This window comes from Streptomyces sp. NPDC104313 (genome assembly GCF_055583985.1).
The window spans coordinates 68,350-88,113 of the sequence record NZ_JBVJMW010000006.1; the positions used below are offsets into that span (position 1 = coordinate 68,350).

Sequence of the window (19,764 nt, forward strand, 5' to 3'; positions counted from 1 at the left end):
AGGGGACGGACATGGACCTGCTGCTAGCCCTGGTCGTCGGCCTCGCCGTCTACGGTGCCATCCACGGCATCCGGATGTACCGGGCCGACGCCGAACTCCCCCGCGACCTGGCCGTGGCGCTGGAGTCCGGGGCCTCCCGCACCAGCGCGGTCGGCTCAGGCATCGACCGCCTCGGCATCCGCTGGGCACCCATGGTGCTCCGGATGATGGGCCCCAAGGCCGTCAACAAGAAGCGCCGCCAGATCGACCTGGCGGGCAACCCCGGCGGCCTCACCCTCGACCGTTACGCCGCCCGCCGTGCGGTCTACGGCGCGCTGGGCATCCTCGGCGCCTTCTCGATGCTCCTGCGCGGCCAGCTCTTCCTGGCCCTGCTGATGGTCGCCTTCGGCCTGTTCTGGGTGGAGGCCGGGATCTGGTCGGCGATCCGGGTGCGCCGCGAGCACATCGAGCGGACCCTGCCGGACTTCCTCGACGTCCTGGCCGTCGTCGTCTCGGCCGGGCTCGGCTTCCGGCAGGCGCTGGACCGGGTGGCGGAGAAGTACGAGGGCCCCTGGTCCGACGAGCTGCGCATCACGCTCCGTCAGATGGACATGGGCGTCAGCCGCCGTCAGGCCTTCGAGGAACTGCGCAGACGCAACGACTCCGAACAGGTCGCCATGTTCGTCACGACGCTCCAGCAGGGCGAGGAACTGGGCGCGCCGATCGTCGAGACGCTCATCCAGATCGCCAACGACATGCGCCGCACCGACGCCCAGAACGCCCGACGCAAGGCGGCCAGGGCGGTCCCGAAGGCCACGTTCGCGGTGACCACGTTCCTCCTCCCGGGCACGCTGCTCCTCCTCACCGTCGGATTCGTGTACGGAGCCGACGTCGACCTCACGTCCCTCACGGGCGGATGACATGAACGGCGGGCGGGCTGACATGAACGACGGGCCGGATGGGGACGGATCTCCTACGTTCCGGATCGCCCGCTGAAGCGGCCGACCGGCCATACGGAGCACGAGCGTTACGGGGAAGGAGACGGAGGTGACAGGCGCATGGCATTCCAGCTCAGCGGAGCCCAGCCCGGACTGACGGCGGAACTGACCCGCGCCCACACCGGCACCCCGGCCCGCCCGGCCTTCGCCATCCAGGTCAACGCCCTCCAGGCGATGTGCCGCCAGGTCTTCGGCTTCCGCCTGGCGATGATCGCGATAGCGACCCCGTACGCCATCGGCCGCACCGCCCCCGGCCTGGCCACCTGGCTCATCGGCTCGGCGATCCTGGTCACCTTCATGGGCTCGTACCTGCTGTTCCGGGACTGGGAGCGGTTCGGCCCGGTGTTCCTGCGCCACCCCTGGCTCCTGGCCGTCGACGTGTCCTTCGGCGCGCTGCTGCTGATCACGGCGACCCCCGAGTCGACCCTCGCGTACGTCACCGTCTGCACCCCGCTGCTGGCGGGCCTGATCCAGGGCTGGCGCGGTGCCGCGGTCTTCGCGGCGCTCCAGGTGGTCATCGTCTTCGGCGTGTACGCGAGCGTCCCGAAGCTGGAGCCGGGCGGGGCGCCGGCCCTCCTCCTGCCCGGCTTCTGCGTGATCGCCGGGGTGGTCGGGGTCACCCTGCGCAATCTCCTCCTGCGCTTCGGGACGGCCACCCAGGCGCTCACCGAGACCCGGGCACGGCTGGCGGTGAACGAGGCGGTGGAGGGCGAACGCACCCGCTTGGCACGCGAGATGCACGACTCGGTCGCCAAGACCCTGCACGGCCTCGCGCTGGCCGCCGACGGACTGGCGGGCTCGGCCGACCGCATGGACCCGCCCACCGTGAAACTCCAGGCGGAACTGGTCGCCCGCGCCGCCCGCCGGGCAGCCGCCGAATCCAGGGAACTGCTCACCGATCTGCGCCGGGAGCAGGGCTTGGAGGGCGGCGTCGACCTGGTCGCGGAACTGTCGGCCCAGGCTCAGGACTTCACCGACCGCCACCCGGTCACCGCCACCTTCCGCCGCCTCGCCGAAAGGACACCGGTCCCACCGGTCCCGCAGGCGGTGGCCCGCCAGCTCCTCACGGTCGCCTCGGAGGCCATGGAGAACGCGCACCGCCACGCGGGCCCGACGTATCTGATCGTCCTCGCGGGCGTGCAGGGCGGCATGCTCCGCCTCAGCGTCTACGACGACGGGCGCGGCCTGCCCGCCGGAACGACGCTCGACACCCTCCGCCGGGCCGGCCACTTCGGCCTCGTCGGCATGGTGGAGCGGGCCGCCTCCATCGGGGCCCGCATCCGGATCGGCCGAGGGAACGCGGAGAAGGGCACGGAGGTGCGGGTGGAGCTCCCCCTGGCGGCGTTGACGGGCCCGGCCACCGAGGGGAACACCCCGTCGGCCTCCCGGCCCGCCCCCGCCCGATCGTTCGGACTGCCACCCTCCCCACGGCAGCCCTCCCCACCTCCCTCCCCACCGCAGCCCTCCCCACCGCAGCCCTCCCCACCTCCCTCGCCTTGGCTCGCGCCCGAGAACGTCACGACCCCCCACCCATGACCCCGACCCTGATGAGGAGGTCGCAGCATGCCGGACGATGTCTCCCCCACGCCGAACCGCAACGGGGCTGTGGCTCACCACCACGCCCCCCGGAACCCGTCGTCGCACATCACGCCCGCCCGGGCCCCCGACCCCGCCGGACACCCCGGGCACCAGCACACCGCGATCCAGCACCCGGCCCCGACGACGCCGTACCCCGCGTTCGCAGGGCCCGCCGCGTCCCCCTTCCCACCGGCTCCCGCCACCCCCGCCCCGGCCCGGCTCCGGGTGGTGGTCGCGGACGACAACCCGGTGGTCCGGGCGGGCCTGGGCGTCCTGCTCTCGGGCCGGGCCGACATCCAGGTCGTGGCAGACGCGGCGGACGGCCGCGAGGCCTACGAGAAGACGCTCCAGCACCGCCCCGACGTGGTCCTGCTCGACGTCCGGATGCCCGGCGTGGACGGCATCTCGGCCCTGCCGCACCTGGTCGGCATCGCGCCCGTGCTGATGCTGACGTACAGCCGCGAGAGCGAGATCGTCCACGAGGCGCTGCGCCTGGGCGCGGGCGGCTACCTGGTGCACGGTGAGTTCACGGCGGACCAGTTGGTCCGGGCGGTGCGTGACACGAAGGACGGCCGCGCGAACTTCACCGCCACGGCGGCCGACGCCCTGCTGGCCCACATGCGCCGGGAATCGGCCCCGCCCCGGGGCCCCCTGCCCGAGGGGCTCGGATCGGCGCTGACGACAGCGCCCATACCCGCGCACTTCGCGCCACGTCCCCTCGAAAGTTCGGAAGGTCTTTCGCAACTGCAACCTTCTGTGGGACAGTCTTCTCTGTCCGGGGTGCCGATTGCCGTTCCCAACAGGCAGCAGTACAAGCTGAGTTCGCGGGAGGTGGAGGTCATGGACCTGATTGCGTCCGGAATGAGTAATCAGCAGATCGCCGCCACCTGCTTCATCAGTGAGAAGACGGTCAAGAACCACATCAACCGCATCTTCACGAAGCTCCACAGCGCCACCCGCAGCGAGGCGATCGCCCACTGGCTCGGCACCGCGCCCCGGAACCCCGGACGGCAGCCATGACCGAGCGATCGCGCGACGAGGGGACCCAGGCGGCCCTTTGGGCCCGGGAATGGGCCCACGGGCCCTCTGGGACGGCGGCGGTTGCCCCCTATGTTTCTCACGTCGCCAACGGCACCGGCCGGGAGGAAGCCGGTACCGAGGGCGACACCACAGAAACATGCGAGCCGGCCGGCAACCGGTCGGCCGAACCAGGAGGGGAACACCATGTCGAACATCACCCTGAAGACCGCCGTCCGCGTCAACGGCTGGGCCAACACCGCCGTCAGCAGCATCCAGAAGCGCTACGCGGCGAAGGACCGGGGCCAGACGGCGTTCGAGTACCTGGGCATCATCCTGGTGGTCGTGGCGATCATCGGTGCGATCGCGGCCTCCGGGATCGGCGGCAACATCTCGGGCCGCATCGACGGACTGGTGACCTCCATCACCTCGAAGTGATCCAGCAGCCACGGTCGGACCGAGGGCAGGCCTTCCCCATCTACATCATGATGGTGGCGGGCCTGCTCTTCCTTGCGTTGGCCTTCTTCGCTGTCGGCAAGGCCTCGGCCCTGCGCAACGGTTCCCAGGGCGCGGCGGACGCCGCCGCGCTGGCCGCCGCCCAGCAGGCACGTGACGACTTCGGGACCGGATTCCTCGCCTCGCTCCGCGGCAACGCCTTGGACATCTTCCTGGGCGCGCCCTTCCCTCCGCCCTGTCACGAGGCGGAACGGCTGGCCAACGCCAATGAAGCCGATACGACCTACTGCAAGCCTTCCTCCGGCTACTTGCGGGACACGATCAAGGTCACGGTCAAGGGCCGGGATCCGGTGGACTCGCCGGTGCTCCCCGGTTCGGAGAACAAGTTCGCCAAGGCCGAGGCCACCGCGCTCATCGAGTTCCGCTGCCCCAACCCGAAGGCCATCGACGCCAACAGTGACGGCTCCCCGGAGCTCTTCATCTTCACCTGCCGGAACGGCAAGATTCTCGAGATCGCGCCCGGCAGCCCTCCACCGTGGGAGAGCGTGAGTGGAACTCTCTTCGACGTGCGGTTGGTCGACAGTGACAGCGAAGCGAACGACGAGTAGAGGAATCGGACCATGAGCATGCGGCGGACCACGACGACCAGAAGGGCGTCGGCAGCCGTCTCGGTGACGGCTGCCCTGGCCCTTGCGCTCGCCGGCTGTGGCGACGACGGAGGCGACGAGCCCGGCAACGAGGGTTCCAGCGCACCGTCCGCCCCTGCCAGCCCCTCCGCGGAGGACAAGGGCGAGACGCAGCAGGAGGACACGGCTGCGGGCGAGAACGTGGACCCGGATGCCAAATTGGCCGAGGCACGGGGCGAGGAGGGGCTGACACTCGTCGTCAACCAGGTCAAGCGTGACGCGGGCGGCTTCGTCACTGTGCAGGCGTCAATCAAGAACGGCGGTGACGGGACCCGTAACAGTGCCAGCTGGGGTGGGCAGGAACCATCGGTCGTCCGGAAGAACCCCAACTCGGTAGCCGGTGCGACCTTGGTCGATAAGGTTGGCAAGAAGCGCTACTACGTTCTCCGGGACACCGACGCCCGGTGCTTGTGCACCACGGCGATCGCCCCGTTGGCACCAGGTGAGACCGCCTCGGTCTTCATGCAGTTCCCCGCCCCGCCGCAAGGCACGACCGAGGTCGACTTCACCCTTCCGACCTTCGCCACCACCTCGCTGAAGATTTCTGGGTGAGTGCGGCCATGAAGACCACCAAGCGCCCCCGGACGGCCCGCCACATGGGGCAAGCCGTCGCGGTCGCCGTGCTGATCGCCGGTACCACGCTGCTCGGAGCCGCACCCTCGTACGCCGACGACGGGCCGAGCGTCCCGCCCGGGACGGAGGCGACGTCGGAGCCGCCCGTTCCCGTCGACCCGAACGACCCGGACCTGAAGATGCCGGAGGGCGGCACCCTCGCCCCCGGCCGGGTCCTCGACATCGTCCAGGTCGTGGAGGACCTCGGTGGCGAGGAACGCCGCGAGGACAGCAACGCCGACATCAAGTTCGCGCTCCAGGCCGAAGTCCTCTTCGGCAAGGACAGCGCCAAGCTCAGCTCGGCGGCCAACGCCCGAATCGCCGCCATCGCCGACGAGATCAAGAAGCAGAACGCGACCAAGGTCCGCGTCTTCGGCTTCACCGACAACCTCGGCTCCTCGGCCCACGGCGATGTCCTGTCCAAGCAGCGCGCCGACGCTGTGCACGGGGTCCTGTCGAAGGAGCTCGGCGCCACGATCACGTACGAGATCCGGGGCTACGGCGAGCAGTACCCGATCGCGAGCAACAGCAACGAAGAGGGACGGAAGAAGAACCGCCGCGTGGAGGTCTCCTTCCCGCGCGGCGCGGGGTCCTGACCCCCTCCGCACCTACGGGAGACGGCCCGGCCCGGCACGCGACGACCTCGCGCGCCGGGCCGCGGACGGTGTCCGGGACTCCTGGCCATGGCAGCGGCCCTACTGTGCCGCCGGCCGCCCCGATCAGTCGTACTCGCTGGCCGTGACGGGGTCGGGAGGGTGGGGAGGTTCCCCCAACCCCGCGCCATTGTGCGCCAGTTAACGGGATTTCCCGTACCTCGCATCCCGGCCCGAAGCTTGGGCCCCGAGCTCCGGGCCGGGGTCTCGTTCACGTACGCCCGCACCAGTGAACGCCCCGTTCCGGCGCTCGCGTCCTGGTGCCGGGCTTCGAGCGTCGGCGGAAGGCCTGGGCATCGTTGGCTGATTTCTGGATTGCAGTAGCAACGGCCAGGTTGTTAGAAAGAGACGCGCAGGTAAGGGGGACGGCAACTCACACGGCGGCGAGGGGTCAAGTCTGCTGTGGAGACTGCTGGCTGACTCCAGGACCATGGATGGCAGGCGCGGGAACGGGGGCATTGTGTCGGGGTGGGATATCAAGCCGGATGGCGTTCGTGGAGTCCTGAGCAGGACGGCCGAGGCCGGCGGCAGGTTCGAGGAAGAGTTCATCTCGTACAGCGAGGGCCTGGCGGGCGCGGCGACCAGTGCGGGCACGATGGTTCTGGGCGGGACCGAGATCCCCAAGGGGGGCGCGTCGGGCCCCGTGGCCCAGGCGTTGATGGAGTTCCAGGAACGTACGAAGAACGACTTGAGGTTCCTGCCCGTCCGGACGGGCAAGTCCATCACCGGGGCGCGCCTGGCCACTGAGGAGTACCTCAAGGGCGATCTGGAGATGGCGAAGAACAAGCAGGAGCAGTACTCCAAGGCTCCGACTCCGGAAGAGCTGAAGGGCCCCAAGAAGTGATCGACCCGGAGAAGATCCCGACCTTCACCGGGAATCTGGCGACGCTGGAGACGCGTGCGGCTTCGTTGAGGGCGACCGCTTCCAGTATTCGCGGCACGGGCAGGGATGTTCACAGCGCCTTTCAGGCGTTGGATCCGGTCTATGACGCGCCCGAGCAGGAGGAGTTGCTCGATTCGACGATTCCGGTGCGGGATACGGCGGATGATTTCGCGAAGAAACTGGAGTCCGCCAGTGGTGCGCTGGCCGGTTTCGCGTCGGCCGCTCTGCCGCTGGTGAACAGGATGAAGCAGCTCCGCGAGGATGCGGACAGGTTCGTCGCGGAGAACAAGGATGATGACGACTGGCAGGAGGACCAGGGCAAGATCGACGAGAACGCGCGTCTTGTCCGTGAGGTCGGTACGACATGGGTGGCGTTCCAGGGTGTCGAACGCGATGCGGCCAACAAGATCACTTCGCTGGTGGGCGGTACGCGGTTCGTCGTCGATGACGGTTCGCACAAGGCCGGTATGTACGGCTTCAGGGAGAGCGACGTCAAGGATGCCAAGGAAACGCCTTGGGGGACGGCCGACGAGCGTGAGTACACAGGCCTGCGGGCTGCGTGGGAGTGGACGAAGGACAATGTCGGCGGTGGGCTGAAGGGGTTCTTCGTCGACGGGGTCTGGGGCACGGTCAAGGGCCTGGGGAACATGGTCAACGTGTTCGACTGGGACACCTTCAAGGAGACCTGGTCGGGCGTCGGCGATGTCTTCGGCGGCATCAGCGCCTACATCATGACGCCGTACGACTGGGCGATGGACAAGATGTTCGGCCCGGTCGACCACACCGACCGCGAAAAGCAGAAGACGGCCCTGCGTAGTTTCGGCAAGTCACTGGTCGCGTGGGACGAGTGGGGCAAGGAGCCGTCGAGGGCGTTCGGGGCGGTGCTGTTCAATGCCGTGACCCTCGGCTCGGGCACGTTGCTCAAGCTCGGCAAGGCCGGAAGGCCGGGTGTGGGTACGGGGGCCGCCACCGCGGTGGGCAAGGCGGGTGCGCTCGTCGACCCGATGAGCTACCTCGGCAAAGCGGCGGGGGTCACCAAGGTGAGGGTCGGCGACTTCATGGAGGGGCTGAAGGCCAGCCAGGCCGACGTCGACGACATGACTCGCAACGTTCCCGCCGGGGCCTCGCCGAACCCCCGTGAGGTGAATGCGGTCCCCGGGTTCGAGTACGTCGACAACGCGGGCAACAAGCGTGTCGTCGGCGCCGATGGGTACATCAGGGACGAGCGCGGCAGCGTCGTTCCCGACACGGACCCCGTCGTGGAGCCGCACAAGAACGACCTGCCCGATCCCAGGGAGCGTGAGTCCGGGCCGGCCGAGGAGAAGATCCTCGAAGGCGCGGGCGGGCCCGGTCGGGTGGAGAACTCGGCGAGCCGACCGGCCGGCCCGGCGAACCCGGGGGTGGGGGTGCACCCGACGGGTGGCGGTGGCACTGACGCGACCTCTTCGGCAGCCGGCGCCACCAGCACCCCGGGAGGAGCGGGAACCCGTCCCTCGGGCAGTGCGGCCGACACCACGGTCCACAACAACCACACCACATCAGGTGGCAACAGCTCCGGGTCTCATGGGAGCACCGGCGCCAGTACGCCAGGCGGAGGAGCCACCACCCATAGCGACACCAACGCGACGGGCGGCGGCGACGACGGCGGCGGCTCGGGCGTCCCGAACCAGGGTGGCAGCGGGGCGCGCGATGCCCCGGGCGGCTCCGATGCGGGCAGCCCTGGCGACGCGCCCGACCCGTCACGAGGTGGTGCGGGAGACCAGCCGATGGACCCCAAGGCGGTCGACGAACGCATCAGGGAGTTGGACGACCGGCAGGGCGGCCAAGGGCATGCGCCAGGCCGCCACCTCCACCCCGATGACCGAGCCCTGACCGACCGGCTCGGCTCGGTACTCCGCGACAGCAACGGGGCGCCGAAGCTGTACGGTCCGAACTCGAACTATCCGGGGCTGGTCAAGTCCGAGAACAACATCGACCCGTTGACCGGCACCGCGGTGGACGGGGTGACCGGCCGTGCACACCGCGTCGGCGCGTTCGCGACGCGTTTCGACAGCGCGGAAGACATGGCGCGCGCCGACGCCTACTTCCGCGCCGAGATGGCGCGTACCGGGGAAGAGGCGATAGAGACGTCGATCAAGGACGTGCTCGGACCCGGAGCTGAGGGAAGGTTCACGGGCTATTATCGTGACCCGTCCAACCTGGACGAATTCAAGCCGGTCGACTTCGAGAGCGGAACGATCATGCCTCTATATCGACAACTCCCTGACGGGACATACCGTCTGCACACCATGTTCGCGAACCCGGCTCCCGGCCGCCATCCGTAAGGAAGTATGTCAATGGACGCACGTTTCAGGAATTTTTTTAGAGTGAACCTGGACCTTGAGCGAGGGTATGAGAATACGGGCGACCTCAGGCCCACGTTGTTGAGCTACAGTGATTCCTACGTGCAATTGATCCGCGAGGGATTCGAGCAGATCATGTCGGACGACTCCTTCGGGCCCGACGAATATGAGCGGCTGACTGACATCGAATTCCCCGACAGGGAAACTCTGCATGTGTATCTTCGGGGCATGTACAACTACCTGTTCAATGACGCGCCTGAGCAGCCGATGCCGCCCGGCTACTAGAAGCTTTTGTGGGATGTGAAGCATCTTTCGGGTTCTGGGTTTCTCTGCCATTGAATATTCGACAGGGGGCGGCTTTGGCTTCCCGGTCGGTTTCGTACCGTCAGGCGATGAGGTGGTTCAGGTAGCTGTGCTGACGCGTTCGATCCACACCGCCTGGGGGAGTACCGCATGACCAAGGACGTGATCGCGCTCGCTGAGCGCATGCCGGACGCGCTGAGCATCCTGGCCGGGCTGCTCGCGGGCGGCCCGGATCTTCGGGTCGAGACCTCCGGTGAGGGTGCCGTGGTCCAGCTGTGCGACGTCGAAGGCCGGCCGCTCGTCTCGATCGAGGTGCCGCTGCTCCTCCAGGTGCCGGGTGAGGCGGTCCGGCTGCTGGGGCCCGGCGCCGAGCTGTCCGGCTCCAGCCCGGTGTGGTGGGTCGAGGCCCGTGCCGCCGCGGGCGTTCCGCAGGCCGAGCAGCTCGCGGGTGCTTTCGCGGCTCGCCTGACCATGCTTCTGGGGGGCCGGGTCTGGCCGCCCGACGCCCTTGGCACCGTCGGGGCGGCCCGGCCGGTCGATGTCTCGGGCATCACCGCCGTACCGGCACCCGCCGCAGCCCAGCCAGCCGTCGACATGCTCACGGACAAGGCTGCCGTCCTCCTCCAGGACCGGCCTGTCATCCCCATGACGAGCTGGCTCTCCGAAGCGCTGCGCGCCACCTTGGAGAGCGAGAGGTCCCTGCAGATCGTCACCCCGCCGCACTGCCGACTCTCGCTGCCCACCCGCATGCTGCTGGAGTCCACGCCCTCGCGCTGGGTGGTGCAGGACGAACGGTGCGGCTACTACGACGGCCTGACCGGCGCGGTACTGCGCTGGCGGGACGACGTCTTCGCCCCGGACCGGGACGAGAGCGGTCGGACACCGGTGGCGGACGCCTTCACCGAGGTCCGGCCGACAGGCGAGCGCCGGCTCATCGTCTCCTTCCGCACCCTGCACCGCCCGAGAGCGGACCTCGTTCTCGGCGGCGCGCTGGAAGCCGCCTGGCAGATGCTGGCCGGGGGCCCGCCGGTCAGCTGGGGAACGTCGGAGCCGGCCGGTCTGACCTGGTCGCGGCGGCAGCTGACCGAGTTGGCGTACGAACGCGCCCCGCGGCCCACCTGGACGGTGGCCGTCGGCACCCCGGAACGCCCCGGCATCGCCACCCTGCGGGTGATCCGTACTCCGGAGGGCGTGGAAGAGGACGTCACCCTCACCCTGGGCTACGGCCCCGGCGAGAAGCCGGCCCTGGAACCCCTGCCGGCGCTGGCCGATGAGTTGGTGGCCCGGCACGGGCTGAAGACCATGATGTGCCAACTGCACGAGGCGCGCCGGGACCTGAGCGCCCCGCCCCGCTTCGAACATCCGCCGCTGCCCTACGCCTTCGCGCTCGGCCCCGCGGAGGTCCGTGAGGCAGGGCGTGACACCGCGAGCACGACCCCGCTGAAGGAACGCCCGGTGCGACTGGGTCCCAGCTCACGGCCGGGCTTCTATTACCCGTTCGGCGACGGCGGGACCGCCGAGAGCTGGACCGCCCTCGAACAGCTCATGCGTCATCTGCGCGGAGCGCCGCCGACCTGAGGGCCAGTTGGCCGGACGACCGGGCCCGGCGGGCGTGTTCGCGTCGGAGGGCCGGCCGGACCGTGCGATGCGAACGTGTCATAGCTCTCTCCACGGGGCGGCGTCTCCGGCCGGTTCACCAGGAAGCCCACCGCCTGTAGTGGCCCACTTGATCACCCGTCCTTTAGCAGGAAACCGGCCACATTCTCTCCGAGCCCGTCACCCGAACGGCGGACCGTCGTTTGTGTTGTGGTTCGGAGTCCGGAATGCGCGGCGCGGGAGAGTGTGACGTGCCGCGCGCCGCGGGCACATTCATCGGGCGGGGTGCAGAGGTGCACGTACGAACAGACGTCGAGGAGGGTGTGATGGGTGTGGAGGCCCACGCGACGAACGAGCGGGTGGCGGGACGCACGTGGACGGTGCGGCTGGACCCGGTCGGCCGCGGACGTGCGGACGTGCGCGTCTCGTGCAGCCGCCCGGCCTGTGCGGCGCAGGTGCTGCCCTCCGCGGCCGTCGGCCGCACGGCGGCCGTCGAGCATCTCAAGGCCCATCTGCGCGCGGGCCCCGCCCCCCGCCCGACGGCGTACTGCGCCTGCAAGGCCGAGGAGTGCCACACCCACATCCGCCCCGCCGGGCCGCGTGAGCGCCCCGCGCCCTGGAGGTGCGGGGGTGCGGTCGTCCTGGCCGTCGTCACGGACCGGGAAGGGCGCTGGTGGCAGGTGATGGAGTGCTGCTCGCGCTGCGCGGCCGCCCATCCCACGGCGAAGATCGCCGCCACCGCCCCGCCCCCCGACAGGACGGCCCCGGCCGCCCCCTTCCGGGCCCCGGCCTCCCCCGCGTCGACGGTGTCGGCCGTCGGCCCGCACTTCTCGCACACCGCCTCCGGGGCCACCGCCCCCCACGAGGTACCGGCTCCCCGGCCCGCGAGGTCGTCCCCGCGGCCGACGCGGCAGCGCGCCCGGCGGGGGAGGATCGCGCAGCGCTTCGTCCCGCACGAGCTGCGGCCCCTCTCCCTGCGCGATGAACTCACCGTGCTCGGTGAGGCCTTCCGCGCCTACCAGCAGCGCGCCGAACCCGACCTCGCGATGCTCGCCGACCTCCACGCCCGTAAGGCGAAGGCCTTCAGCGCCTGGGCCGAAGTGACCGCCGATACCGGACTGCGCCTCGACGCCCAGCGAGCCGAACAGGCCGCCGCCACCGCCCGTCTCCAGCATCTGCACCGCATCGGTGAGGCTCCGGAAGGCGAAGAGCCCGCTGTGGTACGGCTGCTGACGGCGCCCGCCCAGTGGGATCACGCACGGGCCGTCCTCGCCCATGTGGCCGACCACGCGCCCCTGCCGGGGCCGGAGGCCCGCCTGCTGGTGGTGATGCTGACGCTGCGCACCGCGCAGTCCGGCACCGGCAACCTCGTCGGGCAGGACCTCAAGGGGCTGCCCCTGCCGGAACCCGAACACCTCGTGGGGCAACTGGTGGAGTGCGGCTGGCTGGATATCGCCGGGACCGTCGACGAACTGATCGCCTCCCGTCCGGAGAACCCCACCCGCATCGGCGTGCCGTCCCTGACGCCCGACGAGGGCGACCCGGGTCCGTTCACCTTCGGCAGGAAGATGCGCCCCAAGCTCAGCGGATGGGCCCAGCGAGTCGTCGGCGAGAAGAAGCTCCGCAAGGCGAAGACGGAGGCCGACGCACGGCTGCTCGCCCTGGCCCTGGCCACCGGGGCCGATGGCGAGGGCCGGTTGGGGTCCGAGGGGCTGGGCATCGACCTGGAAGCTCTGTCCTCCTGGTGCGCCATCGGCCCCGGTGAACTGCCGGAGCTCGTGGACCGACTGGCCGCGGCGGACTGGCTGGCGGAGGTGGCCGTCACCGACACCCTCCTCACCGGCCGACTGACCGAACGTGTTCTTCCTCTCTGCTGCCCGCTGACCTGAGAAGCGGAACGCGGGAGTCCCACGTCACTGTGCGGCGTATCCGTCATCGCCCTCCGAGGAATGGCGATGTACGGGCGGGCCGGGCGAGGCGGAGTTCGTGGGGGAGGCGGGCGAGTTCGCGGGGGAGCGCGGGCGGGGGCTTCGTGGACTCGCCGCTTCCCCTCTCCGCGGTCCCTGCCCTCCGCACTCCGCCCCGGTGAGCGATGGCCGTCCCGCACCGGGAACTGATCGCCGGGACATCCGATTCCCTTGCGAGCAGCGGCGTTTCCTGCCCCCTCCCGGAGGCCCGTACGTTCGCACGCATGAAGTGGAACTTTCTGACAGCCGAAGAACTCGCGGCTGCCATGCGTACCGGTGACGTGACCTCGGCAGAACTGACCGACGATGCGATCACCCGCATCCAGCGGGACGACAAGGCGGTCAACGCCGTCTGCGCGCCGGACTTCGACCGGGCCCGGGCCGCCGCCCGCGATGCCGACCGGGCGCGTGCCCGCGGCGAGGACGGGCCGTTGCTCGGCATCCCGGTGACGGTGAAGGAGTCCTACAACGTCGCCGGGCTGCCCACGACCTGGGGCATGCCCCAGCACCGGAACCACCTGCCCGCCGAGGACGCGGTGCAGGTGTCGCGGCTGAAGGACGCGGGTGCGGTGGTGCTCGGCAAGACCAATGTGCCCCTGGGGCTGCGGGACATACAGAGCTTCAACGAGATATACGGCACCACCAACAACCCGTGGAATCACGGTCGTACGCCGGGTGGGTCGTCCGGTGGATCGGCGGCGGCACTGGCGTCCGGGTTCGGCGCGCTGTCCATCGGCTCCGACATCGGCGGATCGCTGCGTACCCCCGCACACTTCTGCGGTGTCTACGCACACAAGCCGACCCTCGGGCTCGTGGCGGACCGAGGGATGGTCCCGCCCGGCACGCCCGCGTTGCCGTACGGCCCCGACCTCGCCGTCGCCGGTCCGATGGCGCGCAGCGCACGTGACCTCACGCTCCTCCTCGACGTCATGGCCGGACCGGACCCGCTCACCTTCGGTGTGGCCCACGACATGACGCTGCCGCCCGCGCGCCACGAGCGGCTCGGAGACTTCCGGGTCCTGGTCCTCGACCAGCATCCGCTCATCCCGACGGGGGCGGCCGTGCGGGCGGGCGTGGGCCGGGTGGCCGACGCCCTTGTCGACGGCGGCGCCCGCGTCGAGCGGCACAGCCCGCTGCTGCCCGACCTGACCAAAGCAGCCACGCTCTACCACCAGTTGCTGTTCTCGACCTCCGCCGCGCGCTTTCCCCTCGAGGCGTACGAGCAGCTGCGGGCACAGGCTGCCGGGCTGAGCGCCGACGACCGGAGTCTCAGCGCGGTGCGTCTGCGCGCCACGGTGTCCAGCCACCGTGACTGGGTCGCCGCGAACACCGGCCGTGAGCTCCACCGCCACGGCTGGCGGCAGTTCTTCGCCGGCTTCGACGCCGTGGTGTGTCCCGTCGCGCCCACCCCCGCGTTCCCGCACGACCACGATCCCGATCTGCTGGCACGCCGGATCGATATCGACGGCGTCGATTTCCCGTACCTCGACCAGCTCGTCTGGGCCGGTCTGGCCACCATGCCCGGTCTGCCGTCCACCGCCGTACCGGCGGGCCGGTCGCCCGAGGGGCTGCCGGTGGGTGTGCAGATCATCGGTCCCATGTTCGAGGACCGTACGCCGCTGCGGCTGGCCGAGCTTCTGGAGCAGCGGATCGGCGGCTTCCAGGCGCCGGGGCAGGACGTGGGCGTTCTGGGTGCCCGTCAGAGCCCCGGGCTGACCGGCCCCGGGTGACGCGGGACGCGCTGGGGAAGCCCGAGCTGCCCCGCCGGATCCGTCAGGTCCTCCGTCGGCGGCGTCGGCCTTGGCGCGCTCGCCCGCCGGCTGTTCCGCGTACCCCTCACTCTTCGGACGGGCCGACGCCCGGGCTGCCCGTGTCCCGCGTGCCCCAGCCCTCGGGCACGCCGCCCAGGCGCGGGGTGCGGAAGCCTGTCGCGCCGGGGTGCGCAGGCCGCTCCGCTTGGGGCCGGCCGTGGGCCCGTGGGCCCACGCCGCCCGGGCCTCGGCTCAGTACGCTCGGATGTGCCGGTGTCGCCGACCACGACGCCGCGAAGAACAGCGATGGGGGTGGGCGTCGATGGATGCCGGATTCTTCTACTCGTACCACGTGGGCTGGACCCGACAGGGCGCCCGGACACTGCTCGGCGACCTGGAGGCCGAAGGGCTCCGCCTGACGCACCCGGTGAGTCGTCGCACCGTGCTCGTCAGTCTCGACTCCGCCTCCCTGGGCGCCCGTTCGCCCGTCACCCGTGAGCAGTTGCTGTCCATCGCCGGCCTCCAGCGGCTCCGCGAGATCGGATTCCGGTTGTGGACCGACGGGGGCCGCGACCTCCTGGTGCGCATCCGGCAGGCCCGGGCCGGTGTCGTCGCCGTGGAGTTCTCCGTCGGGGAGCTGCCCGAGCCGGAGCGCGAGCACGCGGTGAGTGCCATCCGGCGGACCGTCGGACGGGCCTCCGCGCTCTGCATCGGCTTCGTCGTCGACCGGAGCGGGGCGACGGCCGCCACCGACTGGGACGGCGTCGTCATCGAGGGCGACGCGCACCTCCACTCCTGGCCGGACGCCGTCGCCGTACGGGACGAGACGGCGGCCCGCCACCCGCAGCTGGCCGTCATGGACGGGGTGGAGATGGCGCCGTGGAAGGTGTACGGGAACGAGGTGCTCGGCGTCTGAGCCAGGCCTCCGCGAACGCCCGGACACTCCCCGGGCCCCGGCCCCCGGTGCGGAGGGACGCCCGCCGCCGACGTCATAATCGGCCGTATGTCCGATCACCAGCTCCGCACCCGGACGCCCGCCGGTCCGGCCCCGGGCCCCCGCACCCCCGGCTCCCGGGCCGCCGCCGCGTTCCGGGCCGCCGCCCCCGCGCTCGCGGTCTACGCCGGCGCCCGGGCCCTGGGGCTCCTGGCCTTCTGGGCAGCCGCGTCCGCCGCCGGGAAGGACCCCCTGGGGCCGCTCAGTGGACGCTGGGACTCCGTCTGGTACCAGCGCATCGCCGAGAACGGCTACCGCTACACCGTCACCCTCCCGGACGGCTCCGTCCACTCCGACCTGGCGTTCTTCCCCCTGCTCCCGGCCCTGGAGCGATCCATCTCCGAGGTGACCCCGCTCACCCTCGGCGGCGCCGGACTCCTGGTCGCCTGGAGCGCCGGGCTGCTCGCCGCCTGGGGTATCTTCGCCGTCGGCGCCCAGCTGCGCGGACGGCGTACGGGCGTGGTGCTGGCCGCCCTGTGGGGGGTGTACCCGACGGCGTTCGTCCAGTCGATGGCGTACACCGAGACCCTGTTCACCGCGCTCGCCGCCTGGGCGCTGTACGCCGTCCTCAAGGGCCGCTGGATCCTGGCGGGCGCGCTCTGCGTCCTGGCGGGGCTCACCCGGCCCACCGCGGCGGCGCTCATCGCCGCCCTGGCGATCACCGCGGCCGTCACCCTCGTACGGGAGTACCGTGACGAGCGCCGCGCCGGCCCGGTGCTGCGCCGCAACGCCCGGATGATCGTCGGCGTGGCGCTCGCACCGCTGGGCTGGCTGGCGTACGTGGTGTTCGTGGCCGTCCGCGAGGGCGGCCCGTTCGCCTACTTCGACGTGCAGGCGCAGTGGGGCAACAACATCGACGGCGGTCGCGCGCTCGCCGCCTTCATCGCCGGACTCCCGTGGCCCGCCGCCCTCGGCCTGTACGCGGCGCTCGGGCTGCTCGGATGGCTGGTGGTCCTCTGCGTACGGCAGCGGCAGCCGCTTCCGGTCCTCGTCTACGCCATCACGATTGTCGTCATCTCCCTGATCGGCGCCGGATACTTCGGCTCCCGACCCCGCCTGATGATGCCCGCGTTCCCCCTGCTGCTCCCGCCCGCCGTCGCCCTGCTACGGCTGCGCACCACCGGGCGCACGGCCGGCGCCCTCACCGCCCTCGCCTGCGCGTCCGCCGCCTACGGCGCCTGGACCCTGCTGGGCGCGGGCCCGCCCTGAAGGTTGTCGCAGAACACCTGGGACAGGGAAATCCTCCGCGACTGCCGCCAGAAAGGAGACGGCCTCCACCAAGCCGTCCAAGCCGTCGCCACTGACGGACGGGACGTGCCGCCGAAGCGCGAAATCACGTCGACCTCGGAGTACCGCTTCCTCTCCTGTCCGGTGCGCACCCTGGCCTGACCTCGGGCCCAGCGGGATGAGCGGCCGTTCTGCGCCTGTTGTGCGTCGGAGCGCGCTCCACCTGCCCGTACGCCGGGCCGCCTGTGCCGCACCGCGCTGGGAAGGGAGGTGCGGCTGAGAGGGGTGCGCACCGGGAGCGGCTGTCTGGCCTGCGGGTTCAGATATGCGAACAGCGGACTGATTATCGCCAACCTCGGCACGGGTCTCTCACTCTCCTGAAGGTCCGGTGGCAGGCTTCTTCCTGCCACCGCGCTCACGCCCCGACAAGGCCCTCCGATGTGGCGGACGCACCCTCACATCACGGGCCGCTGCCTGCCTGCGCGGAACCGCACCGCCCCGTCCGGCGCATTCCCGTACTGGCCGGGTCCTGTTCTGGCCGTTACCCCACGGCCGCCGCAGAAGGAGTCTTGAGTGAGACGACGACCTGCTCTGAAGGCCTCGGCCGCGGGCGCACTGCTCGCGTCCGCGGCGATGCTCGCCGTGGGCCTGCCCGCCGGTGCCGTCGGTGTGGCCCCCGGCGACCACCCCGCCCCCGTACCGAAGGCGCGGGCGGGGGCGCTGCCGGCGAAGCTCAGCCCTGACCAGCACAGGAGTCTGGTCGCCGCGGCCCAGGACGACCGGGCCGCCACCGCCCGGGCTCTGGGCCTGGGGAGCAAGGAGGAGTTGCGGGCCAGGAACGTCCTCAAGGACGCCGACGGCACCCTGCACACCCGCTACGAGCGCACCTACGACGGACTTCCCGTGGTCGGTGGTGACCTCGTCGTGCACACCGCCCCGTCGGGCGCCACCAGTGTCAGCAAGGCCACCAAGGCGCGGATCGCCGTACCCGGCACCACCCCGGCCCGTAGCGCCGACACTGCCAGGATCTCCTCGCTGAGCCGGGCGAAGAAGGAGGGACGGAAGGAAGTCGAACTGCAGGGGAAACCCCGCGCGGTGGTCTGGGCCGCCGGTGACCGGCCGGTCCTCGCGTGGCAGTCCGTGGTCAACGGAGTTCAGCCCGACGGGGTCCCCAGCGAGCTGCATGTCATCACGGACGCCGCGACCGGCAAGGAACTGAACCGCGACGAGAAGGTGAAACGCGGCACCGGCAGCAGCATGTACAGCGGCCAGGTCCCGGTGGGCAGCATCAAGTCCGGCTCCGTCTACAGCCTGCTCGACCCCGAGCACGGGGGCCACCGGACGTACGACGCGACGAACGTCGGCGAGCCTCACATGGCGCGGCTCTTCACCGATACGGACAATGTGTGGGGCACCGGGGCCATGGCGCACCCACAGACCGCCGCAGTGGACGCCGCCTACGGTGCGCAGACCTTCTGGAACTACATCACGCAGGTGCACGGCCGTAACGGCATCCGCAACGACGGTGACGGAGCGGCCAGCCGGGTCCACTTCGGCGCCCCCCGCACCACGGCCTTCTGGCACAACCCCTGCTTCTGCGTGACCTTCGGTGACCAGAACGGCAAGCCGCACACCACCATCGACATCAACGCGCACGAGATGGGCCACGGCGTCACCTTCGAGACCGCGCGGCTGGGTGGTTCCGGCGAGTCGCAGGGGCTGAACGAGGCGACCAGCGACATCTTCGGGACCCTCACCGAGTTCCACGCGGCGAACGCCGTCGACGTGGGCGACTACCAGATCGGTGAGCGGGTCAACGCGCAGGGCGACGGCACCCCGCTCCGTTCCATGGACCAGCCCTCCCGGAACGGCACGGGCGACGACTACTGGCATCCCCACATGGGAAGGACGCAGACCGCCGGACCGGCCGTCCACTGGTTCTACCTGGCTTCCGAGGGAAGCGGGATCAAGACCCTCAACGGCGTCGGCTACGACAGCCGGACCGTCGACGGCCTGCCCGTCACCCCGATCGGACGGGCCGCCGCCGAGAAGATCTGGTACAGGGCCCTCACCGTCTACATGACCTCCACCACCGACTACGCCGGGGCCCGCACCGCGACCCTCGCGGCCGCCGCCGACCTGTACGGCGCGGAGTCGGCCACCTGGAAGGGCGTACGGGAAGCCTGGGGCGCCGTCAACGTCGGCACCCGTTCCGGAAACCCTGCCCCGACGAAGCCGCCGGGCCCGGTCTTCGAGAACGTCACCGACGTGCCGATTCCGGCCGCGCCCGCGGTCGGAACCTCGCCGATCACCGTGACCGGAGTCACCGGCAACGGTCCCTCCATCCTGCGGGTCAACGTTGACTTTGCCGTGTCGGTTTCGCCGCAGGCGGACTTGGCCGCGGAGCTGGTGGCACCGGACGGCACCGTCTTCCCGATCGCGAACTGGGAGACTCCCCACACGGAGAGCCGTACGGCCACGTTCGCCGTGGACGCCACCGGGGTCGGTGCCAATGGCACCTGGAAGCTGCTCGCGCGGGACCGGACTCCGGTAGCCGTGTCCGCTGCCATCAACAGTTGGAAGCTGAGTTTCTGACCCGCTCGACAACACGGCCCGGGCGGGGCGTTGACCAGGGTGCGGTCGAGCCCTGGTCAACGCCCCGCCCATGGCCGTGGCAGTCGGACGCGCCGCCTGCACTGTTCCGCCCCGGACAACAGGTGTC

Annotated in this window: 16 protein-coding genes; all 16 read left to right on the top strand. The window is 70.7% G+C overall.

What is annotated here, in order from left to right; genetic code table 11:
* The first annotated feature begins 11 nt into the window (after window positions 1–11).
* The 16 genes from ACZ60Q_RS15990 (at window position 12) to ACZ60Q_RS16065 (ending at window position 19,637) form a co-directional block, all read left to right on the top strand.
* On the top strand, window positions 12–899 hold the full coding sequence (locus ACZ60Q_RS15990; RefSeq protein WP_469634024.1) for a DUF5936 domain-containing protein: 888 nt from the start codon (window positions 12–14) through the stop codon (window positions 897–899).
* A 138-nt stretch (window positions 900–1,037) separates the two neighbouring features.
* A complete protein-coding gene (locus ACZ60Q_RS15995; protein ID WP_469634027.1) occupies window positions 1,038–2,513 on the top strand; it encodes a sensor histidine kinase in 1,476 nt (491 codons plus the stop codon).
* Between the two features lie 27 nt (window positions 2,514–2,540).
* Window positions 2,541–3,575 carry a response regulator gene (locus tag ACZ60Q_RS16000; protein WP_469634031.1) on the top strand — a complete coding sequence of 345 codons (1,035 nt, stop codon included), beginning with the start codon at window positions 2,541–2,543 and terminating at the stop codon, window positions 3,573–3,575.
* A gap of 204 nt (window positions 3,576–3,779) precedes the next feature.
* Window positions 3,780–4,010 carry a Flp family type IVb pilin gene (locus ACZ60Q_RS16005; RefSeq protein ID WP_469634034.1) on the top strand — a complete coding sequence of 77 codons (231 nt, stop codon included), beginning with the start codon at window positions 3,780–3,782 and terminating at the stop codon, window positions 4,008–4,010.
* Complete coding sequence (locus ACZ60Q_RS16010; RefSeq protein ID WP_469634037.1) at window positions 4,007–4,636, top strand: pilus assembly protein TadG-related protein; 630 nt, start codon at window positions 4,007–4,009, stop codon at window positions 4,634–4,636. The genes ACZ60Q_RS16005 and ACZ60Q_RS16010 overlap by 4 nt, the downstream gene beginning before the upstream one ends.
* 12 nt (window positions 4,637–4,648) lie before the next feature.
* Window positions 4,649–5,266, top strand: coding sequence for a hypothetical protein (locus ACZ60Q_RS16015; RefSeq protein ID WP_469634039.1), 618 nt, complete (start codon window positions 4,649–4,651; stop codon window positions 5,264–5,266).
* Between the two features lie 8 nt (window positions 5,267–5,274).
* Window positions 5,275–5,922: an OmpA family protein gene (locus ACZ60Q_RS16020; protein WP_469634042.1), complete on the top strand. Its 648-nt coding sequence runs from the start codon at window positions 5,275–5,277 to the stop codon at window positions 5,920–5,922.
* 517 nt (window positions 5,923–6,439) lie between these two features.
* A complete protein-coding gene (locus ACZ60Q_RS16025; RefSeq protein ID WP_469634045.1) occupies window positions 6,440–6,823 on the top strand; it encodes a DUF6507 family protein in 384 nt (127 codons plus the stop codon).
* Window positions 6,820–9,186: a hypothetical protein gene (locus ACZ60Q_RS16030; protein ID WP_469634047.1), complete on the top strand. Its 2,367-nt coding sequence runs from the start codon at window positions 6,820–6,822 to the stop codon at window positions 9,184–9,186. The genes ACZ60Q_RS16025 and ACZ60Q_RS16030 overlap by 4 nt, the downstream gene beginning before the upstream one ends.
* A 12-nt stretch (window positions 9,187–9,198) precedes the next feature.
* A complete protein-coding gene (locus tag ACZ60Q_RS16035) occupies window positions 9,199–9,489 on the top strand; it encodes a hypothetical protein (protein ID WP_469634050.1) in 291 nt (96 codons plus the stop codon).
* A gap of 168 nt (window positions 9,490–9,657) precedes the next feature.
* Window positions 9,658–11,085: a DUF6177 family protein gene (locus ACZ60Q_RS16040; protein ID WP_469634054.1), complete on the top strand. Its 1,428-nt coding sequence runs from the start codon at window positions 9,658–9,660 to the stop codon at window positions 11,083–11,085.
* A gap of 344 nt (window positions 11,086–11,429) precedes the next feature.
* The gene (locus tag ACZ60Q_RS16045; protein ID WP_469634967.1) at window positions 11,430–12,992 is read left to right on the top strand and encodes a hypothetical protein; all 1,563 of its coding nucleotides are present in this window, start codon (window positions 11,430–11,432) and stop codon (window positions 12,990–12,992) included.
* Between the two features lie 302 nt (window positions 12,993–13,294).
* Window positions 13,295–14,800, top strand: a complete 1,506-nt coding sequence (locus ACZ60Q_RS16050) for an amidase (protein WP_469634056.1) — start codon at window positions 13,295–13,297, stop codon at window positions 14,798–14,800.
* Window positions 14,801–15,143: 343 nt separating this feature from the next.
* Window positions 15,144–15,737, top strand: coding sequence for a hypothetical protein (locus tag ACZ60Q_RS16055; protein ID WP_469634059.1), 594 nt, complete (start codon window positions 15,144–15,146; stop codon window positions 15,735–15,737).
* An 87-nt stretch (window positions 15,738–15,824) separates the two neighbouring features.
* A complete protein-coding gene (locus ACZ60Q_RS16060; RefSeq protein ID WP_469634062.1) occupies window positions 15,825–17,024 on the top strand; it encodes a hypothetical protein in 1,200 nt (399 codons plus the stop codon).
* A gap of 591 nt (window positions 17,025–17,615) precedes the next feature.
* A complete protein-coding gene (locus tag ACZ60Q_RS16065) occupies window positions 17,616–19,637 on the top strand; it encodes a M4 family metallopeptidase (RefSeq protein ID WP_469634064.1) in 2,022 nt (673 codons plus the stop codon).
* Window positions 19,638–19,764: the final 127 nt, after the last annotated feature.

Bases quoted from the DNA above. Each gene is read 5' to 3' on its own strand.
- ACZ60Q_RS16035 (WP_469634050.1), top strand. From the start codon at position 9,199: ATGGACGCACGTTTCAGGAATTTTTTTAGAGTGAACCTGGACCTTGAG.
- ACZ60Q_RS16055 (WP_469634059.1), top strand. From the start codon at position 15,144: ATGGATGCCGGATTCTTCTACTCGTACCACGTGGGCTGGACCCGACAG.
- ACZ60Q_RS16060 (WP_469634062.1), top strand. From the start codon at position 15,825: ATGTCCGATCACCAGCTCCGCACCCGGACGCCCGCCGGTCCGGCCCCG.
- ACZ60Q_RS16020 (WP_469634042.1), top strand. From the start codon at position 5,275: ATGAAGACCACCAAGCGCCCCCGGACGGCCCGCCACATGGGGCAAGCC.
- ACZ60Q_RS16000 (WP_469634031.1), top strand. From the start codon at position 2,541: ATGCCGGACGATGTCTCCCCCACGCCGAACCGCAACGGGGCTGTGGCT.
- ACZ60Q_RS16015 (WP_469634039.1), top strand. From the start codon at position 4,649: ATGAGCATGCGGCGGACCACGACGACCAGAAGGGCGTCGGCAGCCGTC.
- ACZ60Q_RS16005 (WP_469634034.1), top strand. From the start codon at position 3,780: ATGTCGAACATCACCCTGAAGACCGCCGTCCGCGTCAACGGCTGGGCC.
- ACZ60Q_RS16040 (WP_469634054.1), top strand. From the start codon at position 9,658: ATGACCAAGGACGTGATCGCGCTCGCTGAGCGCATGCCGGACGCGCTG.
- ACZ60Q_RS15990 (WP_469634024.1), top strand. From the start codon at position 12: ATGGACCTGCTGCTAGCCCTGGTCGTCGGCCTCGCCGTCTACGGTGCC.
- ACZ60Q_RS16050 (WP_469634056.1), top strand. From the start codon at position 13,295: ATGAAGTGGAACTTTCTGACAGCCGAAGAACTCGCGGCTGCCATGCGT.
- ACZ60Q_RS16045 (WP_469634967.1), top strand. From the start codon at position 11,430: ATGGGTGTGGAGGCCCACGCGACGAACGAGCGGGTGGCGGGACGCACG.
- ACZ60Q_RS15995 (WP_469634027.1), top strand. From the start codon at position 1,038: ATGGCATTCCAGCTCAGCGGAGCCCAGCCCGGACTGACGGCGGAACTG.